Origin of the sequence: Nocardia sp. NPDC056952, assembly GCF_042674185.1 — a bacterium.
GTDB lineage: Bacteria > Actinomycetota > Actinomycetes > Mycobacteriales > Mycobacteriaceae > Nocardia.
The window spans coordinates 748111-766940 of the sequence record NZ_JBHURA010000002.1 but is presented as its reverse complement, the minus strand read 5'-3'; the positions used below and the strand labels follow the sequence as shown (position 1 = coordinate 766940).

General features: G+C 65.6%; 20 protein-coding genes and 1 pseudogene. 8 read left to right on the top strand and 13 right to left on the bottom strand.

The genetic code is table 11. The annotated features are described in order from the left end of the window. Positions 1-44 precede the first annotated feature (44 nt). Together ACFTS5_RS10810 and ACFTS5_RS10805 are read left to right on the top strand one after the other, a co-directional pair. Entirely contained in the window at positions 45-326 is a 282-nt protein-coding gene (locus ACFTS5_RS10810; RefSeq protein WP_378629734.1) for a DUF6881 domain-containing protein, read from the top strand. 362 nt (positions 327-688) lie between these two features. Beyond that, positions 689-905, top strand: a pseudogene (locus ACFTS5_RS10805) (transposase); the annotation flags it as partial. Positions 906-1352: 447 nt separating this feature from the next. Here the strand turns inward: ACFTS5_RS10805 and ACFTS5_RS10800 are convergent. From ACFTS5_RS10800 to ACFTS5_RS10780, 5 genes are all read right to left on the bottom strand, one after another. Beyond that, positions 1353-2498, bottom strand: coding sequence for an XRE family transcriptional regulator (locus ACFTS5_RS10800; RefSeq protein ID WP_378629731.1), 1146 nt, complete (start codon positions 2496-2498; stop codon positions 1353-1355). Continuing rightward, positions 2461-3135: a hypothetical protein gene (locus ACFTS5_RS10795; protein WP_378629729.1), complete on the bottom strand. Its 675-nt coding sequence runs from the start codon at positions 3133-3135 to the stop codon at positions 2461-2463. Before ACFTS5_RS10795 ends, ACFTS5_RS10800 begins: the two co-directional genes overlap by 38 nt. A gap of 827 nt (positions 3136-3962) precedes the next feature. Further along, positions 3963-5087 carry a PDR/VanB family oxidoreductase gene (locus ACFTS5_RS10790; RefSeq protein ID WP_378629727.1) on the bottom strand — a complete coding sequence of 375 codons (1125 nt, stop codon included), beginning with the start codon at positions 5085-5087 and terminating at the stop codon, positions 3963-3965. Further along, on the bottom strand, positions 5084-5956 hold the full coding sequence (locus ACFTS5_RS10785; RefSeq protein ID WP_378629725.1) for a metal-dependent hydrolase: 873 nt from the start codon (positions 5954-5956) through the stop codon (positions 5084-5086). The genes ACFTS5_RS10790 and ACFTS5_RS10785 overlap by 4 nt, the downstream gene beginning before the upstream one ends. Next, positions 5940-6857: an alpha/beta fold hydrolase gene (locus ACFTS5_RS10780; RefSeq protein ID WP_378629723.1), complete on the bottom strand. Its 918-nt coding sequence runs from the start codon at positions 6855-6857 to the stop codon at positions 5940-5942. The genes ACFTS5_RS10785 and ACFTS5_RS10780 overlap by 17 nt, the downstream gene beginning before the upstream one ends. 212 nt (positions 6858-7069) lie before the next feature. Here ACFTS5_RS10780 and ACFTS5_RS10775 point away from each other — a divergent pair, with 212 nt between their 5' ends. The 3 genes from ACFTS5_RS10775 to ACFTS5_RS10765 all read left to right on the top strand — a co-directional run bounded on the left by ACFTS5_RS10775 (position 7070) and on the right by ACFTS5_RS10765 (position 10176). Next, positions 7070-7687, top strand: coding sequence for a TetR/AcrR family transcriptional regulator (locus ACFTS5_RS10775; RefSeq protein WP_378629722.1), 618 nt, complete (start codon positions 7070-7072; stop codon positions 7685-7687). A 76-nt stretch (positions 7688-7763) separates the two neighbouring features. Then, positions 7764-9176, top strand: coding sequence for a wax ester/triacylglycerol synthase family O-acyltransferase (locus ACFTS5_RS10770; RefSeq protein WP_378629720.1), 1413 nt, complete (start codon positions 7764-7766; stop codon positions 9174-9176). A 46-nt stretch (positions 9177-9222) separates the two neighbouring features. Then, positions 9223-10176 (top strand): enoyl-CoA hydratase/isomerase family protein, encoded by a 954-nt coding sequence (locus ACFTS5_RS10765; protein WP_378629718.1) that lies wholly within the window; start codon positions 9223-9225, stop codon positions 10174-10176. 55 nt (positions 10177-10231) lie between these two features. Here ACFTS5_RS10765 and ACFTS5_RS10760 read toward each other — a convergent pair whose 3' ends face one another. The 8 genes from ACFTS5_RS10760 to ACFTS5_RS10725 all read right to left on the bottom strand — a co-directional run bounded on the left by ACFTS5_RS10760 (position 10232) and on the right by ACFTS5_RS10725 (position 16676). Then, on the bottom strand, positions 10232-11053 hold the full coding sequence (locus ACFTS5_RS10760) for a sterol desaturase family protein (RefSeq protein ID WP_378629717.1): 822 nt from the start codon (positions 11051-11053) through the stop codon (positions 10232-10234). 154 nt (positions 11054-11207) lie between these two features. Continuing rightward, positions 11208-12776 carry an MFS transporter gene (locus ACFTS5_RS10755; protein WP_378629715.1) on the bottom strand — a complete coding sequence of 523 codons (1569 nt, stop codon included), beginning with the start codon at positions 12774-12776 and terminating at the stop codon, positions 11208-11210. A 48-nt stretch (positions 12777-12824) separates the two neighbouring features. Further along, on the bottom strand, positions 12825-14186 hold the full coding sequence (locus ACFTS5_RS10750; protein ID WP_378629714.1) for a hypothetical protein: 1362 nt from the start codon (positions 14184-14186) through the stop codon (positions 12825-12827). A gap of 67 nt (positions 14187-14253) precedes the next feature. Beyond that, positions 14254-14799 (bottom strand): hypothetical protein, encoded by a 546-nt coding sequence (locus ACFTS5_RS10745; RefSeq protein ID WP_378629711.1) that lies wholly within the window; start codon positions 14797-14799, stop codon positions 14254-14256. A 194-nt stretch (positions 14800-14993) separates the two neighbouring features. Then, the gene (locus ACFTS5_RS10740) at positions 14994-15119 is read right to left on the bottom strand and encodes a hypothetical protein (RefSeq protein WP_378629709.1); all 126 of its coding nucleotides are present in this window, start codon (positions 15117-15119) and stop codon (positions 14994-14996) included. 163 nt (positions 15120-15282) lie between these two features. Then, on the bottom strand, positions 15283-15804 hold the full coding sequence (locus ACFTS5_RS10735; RefSeq protein ID WP_378629708.1) for an OsmC family protein: 522 nt from the start codon (positions 15802-15804) through the stop codon (positions 15283-15285). A gap of 109 nt (positions 15805-15913) precedes the next feature. Beyond that, positions 15914-16375, bottom strand: coding sequence for a phage tail protein (locus ACFTS5_RS10730; protein ID WP_378629706.1), 462 nt, complete (start codon positions 16373-16375; stop codon positions 15914-15916). A 121-nt stretch (positions 16376-16496) separates the two neighbouring features. Next, on the bottom strand, positions 16497-16676 hold the full coding sequence (locus ACFTS5_RS10725; protein ID WP_358068566.1) for a hypothetical protein: 180 nt from the start codon (positions 16674-16676) through the stop codon (positions 16497-16499). A gap of 159 nt (positions 16677-16835) precedes the next feature. On the opposite strand from ACFTS5_RS10725, the gene ACFTS5_RS10720 reads away from it, so the two are divergent. The 3 genes from ACFTS5_RS10720 to ACFTS5_RS10710 all read left to right on the top strand — a co-directional run bounded on the left by ACFTS5_RS10720 (position 16836) and on the right by ACFTS5_RS10710 (position 18820). After that, on the top strand, positions 16836-17336 hold the full coding sequence (locus ACFTS5_RS10720; protein ID WP_378629705.1) for a GtrA family protein: 501 nt from the start codon (positions 16836-16838) through the stop codon (positions 17334-17336). A gap of 138 nt (positions 17337-17474) precedes the next feature. Then, positions 17475-18053: an adenylyl-sulfate kinase gene (gene cysC / locus ACFTS5_RS10715; RefSeq protein WP_378629703.1), complete on the top strand. Its 579-nt coding sequence runs from the start codon at positions 17475-17477 to the stop codon at positions 18051-18053. After that, positions 18050-18820, top strand: a complete 771-nt coding sequence (locus ACFTS5_RS10710; RefSeq protein ID WP_378629702.1) for a sulfotransferase family protein — start codon at positions 18050-18052, stop codon at positions 18818-18820. Before cysC ends, ACFTS5_RS10710 begins: the two co-directional genes overlap by 4 nt. Positions 18821-18830 lie beyond the last annotated feature (10 nt).

Sequence of the window (18830 nt, the reverse complement as noted above, 5' to 3'; positions counted from 1 at the left end):
CGTCCCCGACGGTGGACCATCGGACTCACAGGAGGGACTGGAGCGTGAGATACTTCAAGGTTGCGTGGCACCACGACTTCGACGACGAGCCGATCCTCTACTTCCATGAAGTTGGCGACGACAATTGGGAGGCACGCCGCGTGCAATTTTATCGTGACGGTCGTCGTGAGTGGGCCGATGAAAATCGTGAGTCGCCCGCGATCGGACTGGCTGAAATCGAAATCGCGTCGGTCGATGAGATCGGGTCACAGCCGGAGTTCGATGCTGAGAAGATTTCCGCAGAAGAGTTCGAATCGCAATGGTCGGCCGCGCGCAACGGGAAATAGAATATTGGGATTCATCGTAGGATTCCTTGCAGAGCTCCGCACGTGGCGAAGCGTAGATACGATCTGCAACACCGCTGGGATGGCGACTATTCCGAACTGGATCGCACACACCCTGATCGATCTCGCAACCAGAATCTCCGAAGGCCAGGGCATTGAAAAATCCGATCCGAAAATCAGCGACTACCTTATGGGATACCTCGAATGCATCCCTCACCCCGAACAGATCGTCGACAAAGCCCTGGCGTACCAACCGATCTCGCTCGGAGGTCGGAGGATGTCTCACGTCGTAGACAGGTAGCGCGATCTAGCCGGAATCTGATGTGGTGCAGGATGTTCGGTCGTGACCGACAAACTGTCGTTGCGGATGTGCGTGGCGGCTGCTGCCACCCTCGTTCGGGGTCACGGTTCCGACCGCCCATCGCCGGTTCACGAGATGGACCGAAGCGGCCTATGGCGACAACTACATTGCGTCGTGCTCGACGAGCTCGGTAGCAAGGGATGCTCGACTGGTCGCGCGTCGTGGTCGACAGTGCGTCGGTTCGAGCAAAGAGGGGGCCCGTCCGTATCGCCCGCAAAGGAATCGAGTCCAGCCAACATCTCGGCCGACACCGGTGGGTCATTCAGGTGCACCATCGCCTGGCTCGGCAGTTATCACCGGCTCTCGATTCGCTACGACCGCAAGGACGTTCACTACTGTGGGTTCCTCACCCTGGCAGCGACACTGACTTGCTACAAGAAGCTCGCCAAGGCACGGGCCGCCACATAAGACAGGCTATAAGCCGAACGGCCCGCGCCGGGCGACTGACGTCCCCAATCATCGCACGGCGGGGACAGTACATGTGTGCAGCACGATCGGCTTTGCGGCCTGCGGGACTGATTGAGTGGGCCGTCCGCGGCATCTGTCACCTCGATGCCAGCGGCAGCCAAGCGGTTCCCCGCCAGGACCTCGCGGGCCTTCTTGCCGGTCGTCGGGTCGGGATGGGCCGCGGCGTGGTGGCGGTCGGCGATCGCGGCGATCACACCGCCTCAGGCGCGGCCCTGACGTACCAGCTTCAAAGCCGGCCTATCCGCGGCAGCCTGCGGCGGCGATCCCTCTCCAGAGTGGTGGTCCACGGCCACAGTGTGCAGTGCAGCGCCAAGCGCCAAAGCATGAATATCAGTGACTGGTATGCCTAGCTCTGTTGCTGCGTCGATAACTCGTGACCTGCCCTCGCGTCCATGAAAGATGGTGCCGAATACCCGCGACTTCTCGTGATTCGGCATCCCGTTCGGCTCGCCGGATCGATAGCCGAGCTGCGACAGCTTCACGACGTTCTGTCTATGCCCCCACTCCGTTAGCCGACCTGCTTGTCGCAGCGCATAGTTGAGCGCCATCGCGGAAACTCCGAAGTAGCGCTTATGCCGCAGAACATCGTTGACCGATGGCTCTCTGCCGAACCCACTCCGCAGCGAGCCCTCGGGCATGAGCAACGCCGACGCGAAGCGATCCGCCTCGCGCTCGATGTCATTGTTGGCCACGGGTAGACCCGGATGCAACATCAGATGGCCGAGTTCATGAGCCAGATCGAACCGCGACCGCTCCGGCGTCTTCGCCATCGACAGAAACACATACGGGCGGCCACCGGACCACACGCTGAACGCATCGACGAGTTCAGATCCTGGCGGCAGAGACAGGACACGAACTCCCCGAGACTCCGCCAACTGAACCAGATTGGGCAACGGGCGCAGCCCCAATGCCCAAAGAGCCCGCACCGCCGCTGCCGCACTGATCGGATCCGAATTGTCTATCTCGGGAAGGTCCACCCTCGGCAGTTCAAAATGCTTGTCAATCCATTCATAGAGCTCGATCCCGAGAGCGCCCGCCGCTGTCGCCGCATCGCGCTGCGCGGCTGTAGCACTGCGCCGAGCACGAAAAAACACCCGATCGGCAGACAGCGCTTCAACCCCTGGACGGCCCAGAAACTGTTCGGTACATCCCAACGCCTGTGCCAGTTCGGGAAGTGCAGAGGCAGGCGCGCCCTTGCTCTCGTACTCATAGATCGTGCGCGGAGTAACCGCCATCATTTTGGCCAGGGCACTTTTGGTCAGCCCGGCACGTTGCCGGGCCAGCAGGACTCGGGACGGCTCGGATCGACTATCGTCCACGGCTAATGATCGGGAAGTCGATGTCATCGTCGCGCTCACCTTCTGGCAGTGACAACTCGTGCGACAGCGGAGGAAGGATGATCCGATGCTTCCAGGCCGAGATGCGACCTTCCGTGATCGTACGCGGCAGCGATACTTCGACCCGCGTCTCGTTCGGATCCGACGCCCGATAGTAGAGCAGCACCCACGTCAGCGGGCCGACGGCATCAGAAATCTCGCCGCTGGAATCAACCTGAAACTCCAGTTCGAACACGAGCTGGTTCTGGTTCTCGGAGACTGCACGAGCCGTTGAAGGCCCCTTCTTATGCCGCGTAGACGGAGTACGGCTAGTTCCAGTGAGAGAATTGCCGGTGATGACCATGACCGAAACCTGCTCATCAGGCGCTACCACCCGGGGCGAGTTGGCCGGCTCACGCAGAATCCACTCGTCGTTCTCCACCTTGAGCCGCCGGAAAGTGGCGACAGTCTCGATCCAGCGCAACACACCCGGGGAGATCGAAGGGTGGTACAGCGTCGTGGAAGCAGCGGCCTGCTCCCCGCTGAGCAGTGCCCCGTACACCTCCTCGACAGTGATTCCGAGGACAGCCAGCGCTTTGGCTGCGTCCCCCGCAGCGACAAGCGCGGGCAGTGACGGTTCGGCAGATTCCGGGTCGGGCTGAGTCATTTCCGCTACTCCTCAAGATCGAACCGCCAACAAATCACATACTCTCATACTTGTGTGAAAAACCGGAAGATACGCAGGTGTAAGCCCTGCCACCGACTGCAGCAAGGTAGTTTCTCTCACTCGCGGGCACCTGGTGACCTCACTAACCCAGCCGGGTCACGGCAGCGAGACCTTTCCCTCCGGCCCTGCCGCCGAGGCCCCGGATGCGGATGGACGGCCTGCTCGCTCGGGACCGGCCAGCGGGTTTGCCGGGCGGTAAGTTTCGAAAGCTGACTACTCCAGCATCGCGGCGCCGGTGCGTCGATTTGATAGTTGATCGCGAGCTGGGGACCCGCAAACAGGCATAGTAGGTGAAAGATGTTCCCCTGCAGGCAGTCCCGCAAAGTTCCGGGAGAAGAGAGTGTTGACAGTTACCCGGCAGCGATCTAGGTTAGGTACCACTCCAGCACTGTTCTTCGTCAAATTTGTCTGGATTCTGTGCAAAAGTCCCCTCTCGCGCACAGATTTGTGGCATATGTGCCACTTTCAGACGCAGGGTTCGGTGAAGCCCGGTGTTCGGGCCGGTCATCCCGCCGCAGACCCCACGTCTGGAACGCATCCTCGGCACGCTGCCGGTGCGCTTCATCCCCCGCAACCGTCCCGGAGGTCTTCTACGGCATCGCTGTCGTGGGTGATGCGGGCCGTGTCGCCGACCGCGCGGTGCTCTCGGCGCTGGGCCGGCATCCGGCTATCGGTGTCGGGTCGGGAGGACCGACTGGTTCTCGTGCGGGAGGGTGGACACCAGTTCCGTCAGCGAGGCGCGCGGCCCGCGCCTCGGTGATCGGCGATCACAGGTCGACGACGACTTGCCCCTCCTGCGCGCGGTCGGTGCACAGCAGCATGGTGTCGGGTTCGTCGAGGAACCGCGCGGTCCCCCGGCTCTCGACGGCGCCGTCGAGCACCTTGACCCGGCAGGTGCCGCAGAAACCTTGCTGACACGAGTAGGCGGTGCCCGGCCGGGTCGCGCGTACCGCGGACAGGGCCGACTGGTCCGCGGCGACCTCGATGTCGGTGCCGGTGCGCGCCAAACGGATTCGGAACGGCTCGCCGCCGACCACCGGTGGTGCCGAGAAGCGTTCGAAATGCAGTCCTGCCGCGCCGGTTTCGGGCAGGAACGCGCGAAAAGCCTCGTGTAGCCGGGGCGGACCGCAGTAGTAGATCGACGAGCCGGCGCGGACGTCGGCGAGCAGCTCGGCGGGGTCGGGGCGGCCGTTGCGCTCGGTGGTCAGCACGCGGATCCGATTCCGGTCCGTGGCGGCGAGCTCCGTCAGGAACGGCAGGGTCGCCGCGTTGCGGCCGAAGTAGGTGAGGGTCCAGTCGAGGCCGGACCGGTGGGCGTGGCGGATCATGGGCAGCAGGGCGGTGATGCCGATCCCGCCGGCGACGAAGGCGATGTTGTCGATGTCGGCCTTCGCCAGCCGGGGATCGGCGAACGGGAAAGCGTTGCGGGGGCCGCGGATCGAGAGGATCGAGCCTTCGCGCACGTCGTCGTGGATCTCGGTCGACGCCGTTCCGCCGTCGATCCAGCGCACCGCGATCCGGTACGTCAGCCGGTCGTCGGGATCGCCGCACAACGAGTACTGGCGCACCGTCCCCGACGGCAGTGTGACATCGATGTGCGAGCCGGGATGCCAGCGCGGCAGCTCGGTCCCGGCACAGGATCGCAGCGTCAGGCTCACCACGCCCAGCGCCTCGGCCGTCTTCTCCACGACCCGGACCGCGATGCCGCGCTCCACGACCGCCGGCCCGGCCGCGGGCAGGCGCACATTGCTGACCGCGCTGTAGAAGCGCAGCAGCGAACGGTAGGCCCGCATGACCCGGTCGGGCCGGTTCGGATCGGTGAAAGACGGTGGAATGTGGCGACGGTCGAGCACGACGCCGCCCCGGTCCGAGGTGGTCCGGATCTCGCTCATGACGCGGCCAGTGCGGCGGGCGAGGCCGCGAGATAGGCGACCGCCTGGGAGGTCGAGCCGTAATTGCGCGGATGGTAGGACGGCCTGAAGTACTCGATGGACATCTTCGCGAGGCTGCCGGGTGACGGCACCATTCCCGCACGCCAGGCGCGGCGCGCGGCACGCACCGTCGCGAACAGTCCGCGTTCGGCGACCGGATCGTCGTTGAGCAGCAGCCGCATTCCGCGGAAGTGCAGCAAGGCGAAGGTGGGCATCGCGACCAGATAGGCCCTGATGCGATGCCAATAGCTGCCGTCCAGATGCGTGAACAGGTCGTAGGCGACGTGCCGATGTTCGACTTCCTCGGCGAGGTGCCACAACACCAGGTCGAGCGCACGCGGCTCGATGGTGCCCTGCCGCCACGCGCCGGCGTTGAGCGCCCAATCGCCCAGGTACGACGTGAAGTGCTCGAGCGCCGCGACAACAGCGACGCGTTCGAGCAGCCAGTTGTGCGCACGCCGGTCGGTCAGTTCGCGCTCACCGAGCAGTGCCCGGAAGAACCACCGGATCTGGTCGGTGAACCGGGTGGAGTCCAGCCCGTGCAGGTCGAGGTAGTCGACCAGGCTCTGATGCGCGGACGAGTGTGTGGCCTCCTGCCCGATGAATCCCACGACATCGTCGTGGATCTCGGGATCGGTGATCAGCGGCAGCGCCTGCTGGAAGACCTGGACGAAGAACACCTCGCCCTCGGGCAGCAGCATGTTGAAGCTGTTGATGACATGGGTCGAGAACGGGTCGTCGTAGACGTAGTGGAACGGCAGGCCGGTCCAATCCCATGTCACGGCACGCGCTTTGAGTGCGACTCTGTCTCGATCATGCAGTGTGCTCACGGGGTTCTCCTGCCTGGGTTGCGGTGGTGGATGCTTCGACGGCGTCGACGAACACACGGATGCGACCGGCGATCTCGGTGGGGTCGAACGCCGGGGCCCAGTGGCCGCCGTCGACATCGTGGACCTGCCACTGGTCGGCGACGTGGGCGACGTCGCGCTGGGCGGCGGGCGTGATGAAGATGTCGCGACGCGGGGCGAGCACCTGCACCGGCACACCGACCCTGCGCAGGTCGGGGCGCAGCAGCGTCGGTACCAGATTGGCGCTGTAGATCTTGAGACCGGCGCGGTTGTCGCGCGCTCGATGCGGCGAAATATCGGGTGCCACACCGGTTTCCAGTCGGTGCGCGAGCCCGATCGCGGCGTCGACGAGGCCGAGCCGGCACAGCAGCGCGCCGAGCACGGGAGTGGCCAGCGCACCCATGTACAGCGGGGACTTCCACATCGTGGCGACCGCACGCCATCCGGCCGGTCCGGCGGCGAGGCTGCTCCGCAGCCAGTGCGGGACACCGTCCAGACAGGGCCCGGAGATCGAGGTCAGGGAGGCGATCACCGAGCGTGTCGCCGGGGCCGCCGCGGCGTGCCAGGCCTGCACCGCGCCCCAGTCGTGGCCGATCAGGTGCACCGGCCGGTCCGAGGAGACCGCTTCGATCACCGCACCGATATCGGCGGCGAGCTGATCCTTGCGATAGGCGGAAATCGCCCGGGGTTTGTCCGATTCGCCGCTGCCACGTACGTCGAACGTCACGGTGTGGAACCGGTCCGACAGCACGCGCGCGACGCCGTTCCAGACCGTGTGGTCGTCGGGGAAGCCGTGGACCAGCACGACGGTGGGCCGGGTGGGATCGCCGGCCGTGGTGACGACCAGGCGATATCCGTCGGTTGTCTCGATGGGGAAGCTCATCTGCGAAAGCCCTTCTGCCTCGGATCATCGGTGATCCGAACGAGCTCGTCGTCTATGACGCGCTACATAGTGGGATGAACGCAATGTAGCCGTAACTACGTGTTACAGTCAATGGCGAACATGAATCTACCTGCGAAACTCGGGTGGAAACAGTGCACGAACGCGATCTTGGCCGAATCCGGCTATGATGCTGAACATAGGAGGGTGACGCGGTGACCGCAGAGAACAACGCGGCCGGAGTGACAGCGTCGGCCCGCGACAAGATGCTGATCGGCGCGGCCCTGCTTTTCCGTGAGAAGGGCATCGAGGGCACGTCCTTCGCCGACGTGATCGCCCGCTCGCACGCGCCTCGGGGCTCGATCTATCACCACTTCCCCGGCGGCAAAGCACAGCTCGCCGAGGAAGCCACCCGGCACGCCGGGGCGCTGATGGCGTCGATGATCCTCAACGATCTGGCCGCGAGCGGCCCCACCGAGACGCTGTCGCACATCGTCGACCTGTTCCGGCGCCAACTCCACGACACCGATTTCGCGGCAGGCTGCCCCATCGCCGCGGGCGCGCTGGAAAGCGGCGATTTCGCCGAGGCGAAGAACGCCGCGGGCGAGGCCTTCGCGTCCTGGGAGTCGCTGATCACCGTCGCGCTGTGGCAACAAGGCGTACCGATGCCACGCGCCCAGTCGCTGTCGACCACCGCGATCGCGGCGATCGAGGGCGCGATCCTGGTCGCCAAGGCACAGCGATCGACCACAGCCCTGGATCGGGTGGATGCCGAACTCACCGCATGGCTGACGGCAGTACTGCCTACCGCGCGCACCGAGAACGACGCATGACCGACATCGCCACTGACGGCCGAGCACTGTTCCGAGCCGCGTCCATTACAGAATTCTCGCCGGAGGCCACCACCCCATGTCGACCACCACGCTGAACCCGATCGATGTCGCCTTCCTCTGGGGGGAAACCGACTCCAACCTGATGAACATCGCACACCTCGACATCTTCCGGCTGCCGGCGGACGCGGGCCCGGACTTCGTCGCGGGCCTGCTCGACGAGCTGCGGACCTACACCGGTGCGACCAGCCCCTTCGACCGCCGCATCGACTCCGCGCTGATCGCTCGCGTGCTCCCACAATGGGTCAGCGTCGAAGCGCCGGACCTCGACTACCACCTCCAGCACCATGTACTGCCCGCACCGGGCGGACAGCGTGAGCTCGGCGCCCTGGTCTCGCGCCTGCACGGCGTACCGATGGATCGGTCGCACCCGCTGTGGCAACTGCACGTCATCGAGGGCCTCGACGACGGACGCCTGGCGCTCTACGTCAAGGGACACCACGCCCTGCTCGACGGCGTCGCCACCGTGCGGCTCGCCCGCAAAGTGATGTCGAACGATCCCGACGAACGCGGCAGGCCGGCGATCTGGGCCTATCGGGAAACCAGGAAGCCCCGGCCCCAGCCGACCCGGGATTCGGAAGGTGCGGGCGGGAGCCCGCTCTCCTCGCTCCGGCGACTGATGAACGCGCCGATCCGGGGAATCGCCGATCAGCTCACGGGTGTGCAGGCGATCTCACGCATGTACGGCGGGCTGTTCGAGTCCGACGCGGCCCTGATCAAGCCGTATTCCGCGCCGGCATCGATCCTCAACGGCGCGATCACCGCCGAACGCCGGATAGCCACCCAGTCGTTCGATCTGGCGCGCATCACCGCGCTCGCTCAGCGATGCGGGGGAACGATCAACGACGTCATCCTCGCGATCTGCGCGGGCGGCCTGCGCCGCTACCTCGCCGAGATCGACGCGCTGCCCGCGGACCCACTGATCGCCGGCATGCCGATGTCGTTTCGCCCCAAGGACAGTGACGACGCCGAGGGCAACGCGACGACCATGGCGCTGGCCACCCTCGCGACCGATATCACCGATGTGCGGGAACGCGTCTCGGCGATCGTCGCCTCGACGGTCGCTGCCAAGGAACATATGAGCCGGATGTCGGGCGCCGCGGTCATGGCGTATACGGCGATGCTCATGGCGCCCTTCGGCGCGAGTCTGGTACTCGGCGTGAGCAGCCGGATCAAGCCGATGTTCAATGTCGTCATCTCCAACATGCCGGGGCCTAGCCGGCAATTGCACTACAACGGTATGACCCTGGAGGAGTGGCACGCGGTATCGATCCCGCTCGACGGTCAAGCACTCAACCTGACGATCCTGTCCTACGCGAACCGCCTCAACCTGTGCGTGACCGCGTGCGCGACCGCACTGCCCCATGTCCAGCGGGTCGCACCGTACTGCGGTGACGCGCTGGCCGAACTCGAACGTGCCTACGGGCTGTAGCGACAACCTCAGCGCCCACCACCTCGACCACCGAAAGGGCACTCGCATGGAGTTTCTCCGCACCGACCGGACCGGCCCCGTTCAAACCATCTGGTTGAACAACCCGCCCTACAACTTCCTCACCGATGCCGTGATGGGTGAACTGCTCGACCTCCTGCGCGCCATCGACAGCGACGACGAAGTCCGCGCGGTCGTGCTCACCAGCGCCGTCGACGGGGTGTTCGTCAGCCACTACTCGGTGTCGGAGATCCTGGCGGGCGTAGCTGCCGCACCGCTGACGCTGAACACGCGCACGGCGGGCGCGGCGCTGCGGATGAGTTCTTTGGCCGACCATGTTCCCGGCGGGCAGGCGGGCCTGGCCCGGGCCGGCGCGGGCGGTGTCGCGAATCTGCGCCGCTATCACGAGGTGTGCCGTCTGATGCGCGAGTCCAGCACCGTCTTCATCGCCGCGCTCAACGGCCGCGCGCTGGGTGGCGGTTGCGAGTTGTCGCTGGCGTGCGACCTGCGCCTGATGGCCGATGGCCCCTTCGAAATCGGGCAGCCCGAGATCCTGGTCGGCATCATCCCCGGCGGCGGTGGCACCCAGATGCTGACTCGCGTGCTGGGCGCGGGCCGTGCCCTGGAATTGTGTCTCGAGGGCGCTCCGATCACCCCGAGCCGGGCGCTGGAGATCGGGCTCGTGCACAGATTGATCGACGCCGACGAGCTGCTGACCGAGGCGCAGGCGACGGCTGCCAGGTTGGCGAAGCGCTCCCCCACGGCGGTCCGTGGTATCAAACACGCTGTCTACCAGGGTGGTTCGACCTCGCTCGAGAAGGGCCTGCACATCGAACGCGCCCACTTCCTCACCGCGGCGTCCACGCCGTCGGCCAAACGCGCGATGGCCACCTACCTCGCCGACGTCGAATCGACGATCGACGCGGGCCGCGACATGTCCGACTTCGTCGCGGACAGCCTGCCGGGCTGGATCGACGGCACCAAGGTCGACTTCACGGAATAGCTCGGCCAGGACGCCGACATCGGAAGGGCCTGACTCACCGAGGTCGCTCGGTGAGTCAGGTCGGCTGTGGCTGCCAACCGGGACGTCGGAACAGGAAGCCGAGCTTGTCCGAGAATTTCGCCGCGTTCTCGACGTCCTGCCAGATCGCGACTATCTCGCGGGCGTTGATCTTTGCGATGTTGTAGGTGTCGACGTTCTTGGTGAGGCCGTAGACCGCCTGCTCGCCCTCCGGTTCGAAGGAACCGAAGATGCGGTCCCAGATGATGAGCACGCCACCGTAGTTACGGTCGAGATATTCAGTGTTGGAGCCGTGGTGCACGCGGTGGTGGCTCGGCGTGTTGAACACGAGTTCGACAGGCGCCCAGAGTTTGTCGATGGCCTCGGTGTGGATGCCGAACTGGTACAGCAGGTTGATCGCGTAGGAGGCGGCGATGATCCTGCCGTCGATTCCCGACAGTGCCAGTGGAGCAAGGAACGGCAGGGACGTGACCACCAGCCAGGGCGTGCGTAGTGCCGTGGTGAGGTTGAACTTCTCGCTCGAGTGATGCACGAGGTGAACAGACCAGAACACCCGGATTTCGTGGTGCGCGCGATGAAACCAGTAGTAGGCGAAGTCGACCCCGACCAGTGCGACAGCCCACGCGACCCAGCCCTCGAGGTGCCACGGCACCAGCGAGGAAACAGACGCGAAGATCGCGAGCTCCGCCAGCGCCCATGGAATGTTGAGGAGCTGGTACCCCACACCGGCGGCGATGGAGGTAGCCGAGTCACGGTAGTCGTACGGCTTGCCGTGACGCTTGATGTACCCGAACTCCGCCGCGACGGCGACAATGAAGACCGGAACTGCCAGCCAGATCAGCATGGTCGAGACATCCATGCCGGGCAACGCAGACGCAAGTCGGGGATCTTCTCCCGCCACACCTCGGTGGTCGACTTCATGCCACTCATAGGTAAACCATCGTCCGGATCGGCCCGCCACACCAGGGACCCCAGGTGTGGCTGATGGCCACCTTCCGATATCGCGATCTCTATCAGGACGGCTTCGGCACGGCTTCCGGGACGCGCCTCATCCGGAACGAGTTGAACAACCCGACGAGACCGGCCAGGAGCGGAACCAGCAGCGCCACCTGCAGGGCGAAGGGCCGAGCCTCGGTGTTGATGCGAACGATCTCGTCGCGGATCTGCGGAGGTTGGTCGACGAGCAGTTGATCGAGCTGGGTGTTGCTCATGATCTCGGCGTCGGCCTCCAGCACCTGCGACACCTGTTGTTGCTGTGCCTGCGGGAGCACCGTGCTCGATTCCGCCATGCTCGTGAAGGTGATCGACAACGTCGCCAGCATGATGGCTCCGGCGAACGCCAGCCCGAAGGACAACCCGAACGATCCGGCCGCCGAATTGACGCCGGCGGCTTCGCTGATCCGCTCCTCTTCGATCGGGGCCAGTGTGTAGTCGTTGAGCTGAGACACCAGCAGACCCAGCCCCGATCCGGCGATGATGAGGGGAACGATGAGCCCCCAGCCGAATTCCGCTCGGGGCACGATCGGGATGAGTACCACCGTCCCGAGGGTGAGGAACACGAATCCCCACCGGATGATGGTGCTCGCCGGCCGATCCCCCGCGTATTTGCCCGCGAGCACCGCCACGGCGAACATGCTCAACGACAGGGGCGCGATGGACAGCCCGGCTTGCATCGCGTTGTACTCGAGCACCATCTGTAGATAGATCGGCAGGGCGATCATCGTGCCGCCGAGGGCGATCTGCTGCAGCATCTGTCCCGAGATGCCCAGCCGGAAGATCTTGGACCGGAACAGGTCCGGGTCGAGCAGGGTCGACTTTCCCGCACGCTTACGCCGGACCAGCCAATAGGCCAGACCGGCCAGCGCGACGGCGCCGACAGCCAGGAGCGCACCGACCGCTTCGCCGCCCTCCTGCCACACCAGGATGCCCAGCACGATTCCGCCCATGCCGAGAACCGACAGCGCCGCCCCGACCAGATCGACGCCGCGGGGGCCGGTGTAGGACACATCGCGGACGATGCCCATCCCGGACAGCACGATCGCGATGACGACCACCTCCAACACGAACCCGACGCGCCACGACAGGTAGGTGGTGATGAATCCGCCGAGCAGTGGGCCGACCGCGGCCGCGATCGCAGCCGCCGCGCCGACCAGGGCGTAGACCTTCTTCTGCGCCGCTCCTTCGAAGTTGCCGTGGATCAGCGATTGCATCGCGGGCAGCAGCAGCGCCGCGCCGATCCCGCCGAGCACGGCCCAGAAGACGACGATCGCGATCAAGCTCTGCGCGAACGCCATCGCCGACGCCCCGACCGCGTAGCCGATCAGACCGAGCGCATAGGCCCGCTTGCGTCCGATCAGATCACCTACCTTTCCCCCGATCAGGATGAACGCGGCCGAAACCAGCGCCTCCAGCGCGATCGCCGCTTGGACGCCACTGACAGTTGTCTCGAGATCGCGAACCACCGCCGAGATCGACACGTTCATCAGCGATGTATCGACGACGAGCACGAACATCGCCATCGCCAGCAGCACCGCCAGCAGTCGTCGAGTGCCGCCGATCTGCCCCGCCGAATCGTTGCTCATCGAAACCCACCGTCCCGGCAGTCGTGGCGTACTCCTGGAAATTCGTTGTCAGACAGGTGCGTCGCGTCCGACCAGCGCGGGCCGGGCCACCAGTTCCACTACCAGCAGGGCGGCCACCGCGACCAGCACGGTCACCACCACGACCACGCCCGACGGATACGGCCAGAACACCAGGGTCGTCACCGCGATCACGATGATGACCACCCGCAGCGGGATGCGGAACCGCGCGACCGCGGACTCGATCGGATACGGGGCCCGCCTGTCCGCGGGCACGCGCAGCGCGTCCAGCGCCCGAGCACCCGCGCCACGAACCGCGGCCGCGGACCCCGATGATCCGGTGAGGTATCCCACGACCGCGATCACCACGGCCAGCACGAACACCGCCCGCAAGGCGGTGCGCAGCGGAACCAGCACGGTGTCGATCAGCACCGTGGCCGCCTGCGCGGACAGCACGTCCGCCGGGACCGCCCCCAGATACCACGACCGGCCGAGAGCGATCGCCACGGCCAGCAGCGCCATCGCGATCGCGATGCTGACTCCGACCAGCGCAACGGCGCGTCGGCGTGCGCCGTTCGGCGCCACCCACACGGCACCGACGGCGACCAGCAAGGTCAGCCAGGGCAGCACCGCGGAGGCCTTGTCCAACGCCGAGGTCGCCCGCTGCGCCTTGACGAGTTCGGACGATTCGAACAGCACGAACGATTTGTCGACCGTGGGGACCTTGTCCGCGAACGCGAACCCCCGATCGATCAGCGCGGCGCGGACCCGGTCGACGATCGGGGCCAGCGAGATGCTGACAACGCCCTGATCACTGACATCGACGCCGGGCCGGGTCTGCCCGGTCAGTACAGCGACCAGCGCCTGATGCGCCTGCTCGTTGGCCTGGATCCACAGGGCTTCGAACTGGTCGGAGGCGACGAACGATTCGACTGTCCGGTGCACGAACGACTCGGCCTGATCGGCGATCACCGGCGCCAGCCCGACCACGGCGGGTGGCACGCGGGGAGCGTCGTCGGTGATCGACCGCAGCGCGTCGGCGGTGATCGCCTCGACATCGAGGCGCGTCATCACCTCCTCGGTGATCTGATCGGTGAGTTCGCCCTGCAGCACCGGGTCCGACCCCAGCGACGCCATCGTCCGGACATAGCGGTCGGTGTCGAGGACCTCGTTGTGGGCGTAGCGGGCGAGGACCGCGGAAAAGGACAGGACGGCGACCAGCACGAGCAGGACCGCCGCACCCGTCCAGCGCAATTTCCGGTGACCGGAGGAACGTGTGCCGTCGACCGGAGCGGCGTTCGGCGATTCCGCGCCACGGGCGCTACGAAGTTCGGTCAGCTCCTGTCGCAGGCGCTGTAGTTCCGCACGCTCAGCCGCGTCGAGTGGTTCGCCGGCTCCGATTGAGGCATTCACAATGCTCCTTCGTTACAGCCCGAAGGCCGGCCGGGAGTTGCCGCTCCACGGCCGGATGTCTCGTCGTTCAGACCAACTCGGGAACACGCAGATGGGCGAAGCCGAGTCTGAACTCCGCCACCTCGAGGACTTCGGCTCCCATGGTGCGGACCGCTTCGGCTCGCATGCGATCCACCAGGGGGCGGCTGTTGTCCAATTCCTCTCGGCTTGCCCAGACCGTGGATCCCACCCCTCGGCCGGTGTCGCGGTCGACGAACAGGCTGGCGCTGCGGAATCCTTCGATCTTCTCGAATTCCGGCAGCAAGCTGGACTTGAACGTGTGAATCGCCAAGTCGACTGCCGTCGGGTCGACCTGGATCCAGGTGCATCGGGTGCAGGCACTCGCGCCGGCCAGGTGATCGCGGTGCATGACCGCGACTTCCCATTCCTCGATGTGCTCGACCTGACCGTTGAGCGCTTCGGCCAGACCGTCGCGCAGCGATCGGACGCGCATCCTGCTGTCGTGCAGGGCGTCCTCGGATTCCCACGCGGTCGTGGCGATGCATCGGCCTGTCGCCCTGTCCACCATCAGTGACATGCCGACCCACCCGTCGATTTCGGGCATGTTCGGCATCACCGCATTGTGGAGGTATGCGATACCACGGTCGATCGACGACCGCTGGGCAGCGAATGTGCTGGAACGTGCGTACACGGGCCACCTCCTACTCCAGGAAGGGCGGCGCCCCGGTGGGCGCCACCGGACATATCCACTGTCCTCCGAAAAGGCCATCCACACAATGCGATGAATTCTCGGCACGACGGTCGAAATCAGGCGATATTCGACAGCGCGAAGGTATTGACATCGAGCAGATCCGGAGAAGACTGGACACATACCGGAACACCGGAATGAGCCGCACTGCCGATGAAGACGTTCGTCGACCGTAGTGACGTCATTTCAGGATCTGGCTAAGCCCCCGGCAAGCCAATCGAACACCGGAGTCGTCAGCGACGACTGAGCTCACGGATTCGATGGAGACTACCGGGGACTGTTCTGTTTACGGCCGAATTTCTCGGCAATGCAACGCAGTCAAACGACCGAGCCGTGGGAGACCCGCGCCTAGGCGAGAGTGATGTCGACGGGCACCGCGGTGCTCAATGTGTGCCCTACCGGCGAGCTGGACTGCACCTTCGTGTGCAGGTCCTCGAGCTGCTCCCGGGTGGCGTCCGAATCGATCGACACCGTCGCGGTGATGGATTCGAAGCCCGCGTGTCCCTGGGCGAGCCCGAGGAACACGTGCAGGTCGAGGTCACCCTTCACGTCGATGCGCAGATCGTCGATTCGGATACCGGCGATCGTGGCGTTGGCCGCGTAGCCGACGGCGAGGCAGTTGCCGAGGGCCGCGAGAAGTTGTTCGACGGGGTTGGGGGCGGTGTCGGCGCCGCCGAGAGCCGACGGTTCGTCCGACGGGATCGCCGCGAACTTGCGGACGCGCGCCTCCGAGGCGAACCCGCCCTTCCACCCGACATGCGCCGCCCAGGTGGTCTGACCCTTGGCCGGATCGGCTCCGACAGCGGCCACGAGACCACCGACGGCGTCGATATCCACGTTGTTGAGTCGGGTATTGGCTTCGACGGTCATGAGAGTCTCCTTGCGGCAGCGAGCGGGAATACTCGAACCACCACAGGGTCCTCGCTACGGCCGCACTCCCAACAGGGTTTGCCGCACGATGAATCCAGCACCGGAGCGGTCAGTACTCGCCCTTGATGACGAAGTAGGAACCGCGAATAGTGCCTGCGAGCTTCGACTTCTGCCGTGCGAACTTGAACGAGTCGAGCTCCGCGGGTACTTCCATTCCGTCGCTCAGCTTGAACCCGACCGCCCGTTTCTTCGCATCGTCGATCGAGTACATCACGTTGATCGACAGGCCGCTTTCGTAGAAGACATAGGCCATACGAATGTTCTCGACCTGGAAAGCGGTAGCTTCGAGCGGGCGCGAGGCGATGACGATGTCACGTTCTTCCGCGAGTATCCGGCTCACCCAGTCGACGGCCTGCTTCGCCTCGCCGGCGGGCTCCACGGTGAAGACGTGATCGTATTTGTTCTTGAAATACCTGGCCTCGTTCGCCCGCAATCCCGCGAGCGCGCCGGCGACCGGCGACGACTCCAATCCCTGGGTAGAAACGGTCGCGAAATCCACGATGTATGCCACGGCGAACTCCTCAGCGGGTACGGCCGGGTGCAGCCCGGCGAGCTGGCCGGGACCCATACTGCCCCAGCACAACCCATCGCGCCCCCTGACAGGCCAGGGCGCGACGCGCGAATTCGCTGCGTCAGTGCGAGTAGTCGCGGAAGGTCATGACACCGCCGACCAGGACTACCACCGCCGTGAGGATGTAGACGGTGACGCGAAACCAGGTCGGCCCGTAGTAACTGACCGCCATCGACGCGCCCAACGCTGCGAGAATCAGCACCACCCCGTAGAAGGGTGTGCGTTGCTCCCTGTCAACCATTCCTCCAGTGTCCGCCCACTGCGCCGCGGGTGCCAATGCCGATCTCGCCGATGACGGTTGCCGTGCCGCCGCGACACTTGTTTATACGTATACTTCTACGTATAGTCACAAGCGTTGTCCGGCAGCACCGCCGGGTCCGCACGCTCGATCGGAACGAACATGACCGTCTCGCAGATCACCCGCCCGGGAATGCTGCCCACCAGCACCTACGCACCGTGGGTCGGCTCTGCGTCGCACATCGATCCCGCGGGCGTGCTGCGATTCCTGCGCGGCGACCACGCCCTCGCTCAGCTCATCCGGTTCGCCCTGGTCGGCGGCGCCAGCAACATCGCCTATGTGCTGCTGTTCATGACCATGCACGACAGCGGTCCACTGGTCGCCAATGTCGCCGGATCGATCGTGAGCACCGTGATCGCCAACGAATTGCACCGTCAGCTCACCTTCCGGGCGGGAAGCAGGGTCGGCGGATTCACCGCGCAATGGGAGGGTGGCGGGCTGGCGCTGCTCGGTCTCGCCATCAGCACGGTGGCGCTGGCCGGGCTGGATTTCCTGGCGCCGGATCTCGGGGAGGTCGCGCAGGCGGGTGCGGTGATCGCCGTCATGGCCGCGGTCGGCGGTTTGCGGTTCCTGGTTCTGCGCAGTCTCGTCTTCGGAAACTAGGCGAGAGATGCGCCGAATCATTATCAGTGGCACCGTTTCCCTTATCGAGCCAGGACGAATTCTTTTGGGCAGCAGTCGTTTACGCGTCGATCGCACAATCGATACCCCCACATAATTTCGCCCTGTCAGAAATGTCTGATGAATGACGGGCCCGGCAGACCGGGCGGGACAGTTCTGCTGACCGGGCTGCCCAGTTCGGGAAAATCCACCATCGCCGCCGCCACCCGGCATCGGGTGGCGGCCGCCGGGCATCGGGTCGAGGTACTCGACGGCGACGACGTGCGCGGACGGCTGTGGCCCGAACTCGGCCTGTCCCCCGACGACCGCACACAGAATCTCGGCCGGATCACCACCCTCGCGCTGATGCTGGCCGGGCACGGCGTGCTCGTTCTCGTGGCAGCCATCGCGCCGTACGCCGCCGATCGCGCGCTGATGCGGGTGCGCCACGAAGACGCCGGCCTCGACTTCGCCGAAGTCCACGTCGCTACCGCGCTCTCGACCTGCGCACAACGCGACGTCAAGGGCCTGTACGGGCGCCGGTCCCGAGGCGAACTCACCCAGCTCACCGGGGTCGACGCGGCCTACGAGGAACCACTGCTCCCCGCTCTGCGGATAGACACCACCGCCGAGCCGGTCGCCGAATCCGCCGCTCACGTCGTCGATCTCCTCCTCCGCCGGGGCATGATCACCGCTGCGCTGCCGAGCCCACGACCGTGAAGCAGGCGACCGCGAACCGCCTCGTGCCCGCGCCGATCTTCATCCTGTCCGCGCCCCGATCCGGGTCGACCCTGCTGCGGTCGGTCCTCGACAGCCACGCACGCATCCACGCCCCGCACGAACTACACCTGAACCTGCTCACCGTCCAGGAACTCGACTGGGCCGCCGACGACATCACCGCGCGCTACGCGAGCATCTCGCTGGACGCGCTCGGCCTGACGATCCGCGAGCTCGAACATCTCCTCTGGGACCGCCTCCTGCACCACGAGCTGGAACGCAGCGGGAAGGACCGGATGGTCAACAAGACGACGAGCAGCGTGCTGACCTGGCCACGGATCGCTGCGTGCTGGCCCGACGCCCGCTACGTGTTCCTGTTGCGCCACCCGGTGCAGATCGCCGACTCCCTGGGCCGCGCCTGGGCGGATCGCCGGGAGATCGACCCGGTGCGGCGGACGCTGGAGTTCGTCGCGGCGATGAACGAGGCAAGGGCGGCCCTGGACGGCCACGAGATCCGCTACGAGGACCTGACCCACCGCCCCGAGGAAACCGTGCGCGGCCTGTGCCAGTTCCTCGACGTCGAGTGGCAACCCTCGATGCTGGATTATGGCCGTTTCGACCACGGCAGCTACGTTCGCGGCATCGGCGACTGGAGCGACACCATCCGCTCCGGCGCCATCCAGCCTGCCCGGCCACTGCCGGCCGACGAGACGATCCCGGACGCGCTGAGGTCGGCGTGCCGAGAATGGGGCTACCCGGCTCGTCCGTAGGCGCCCGAAC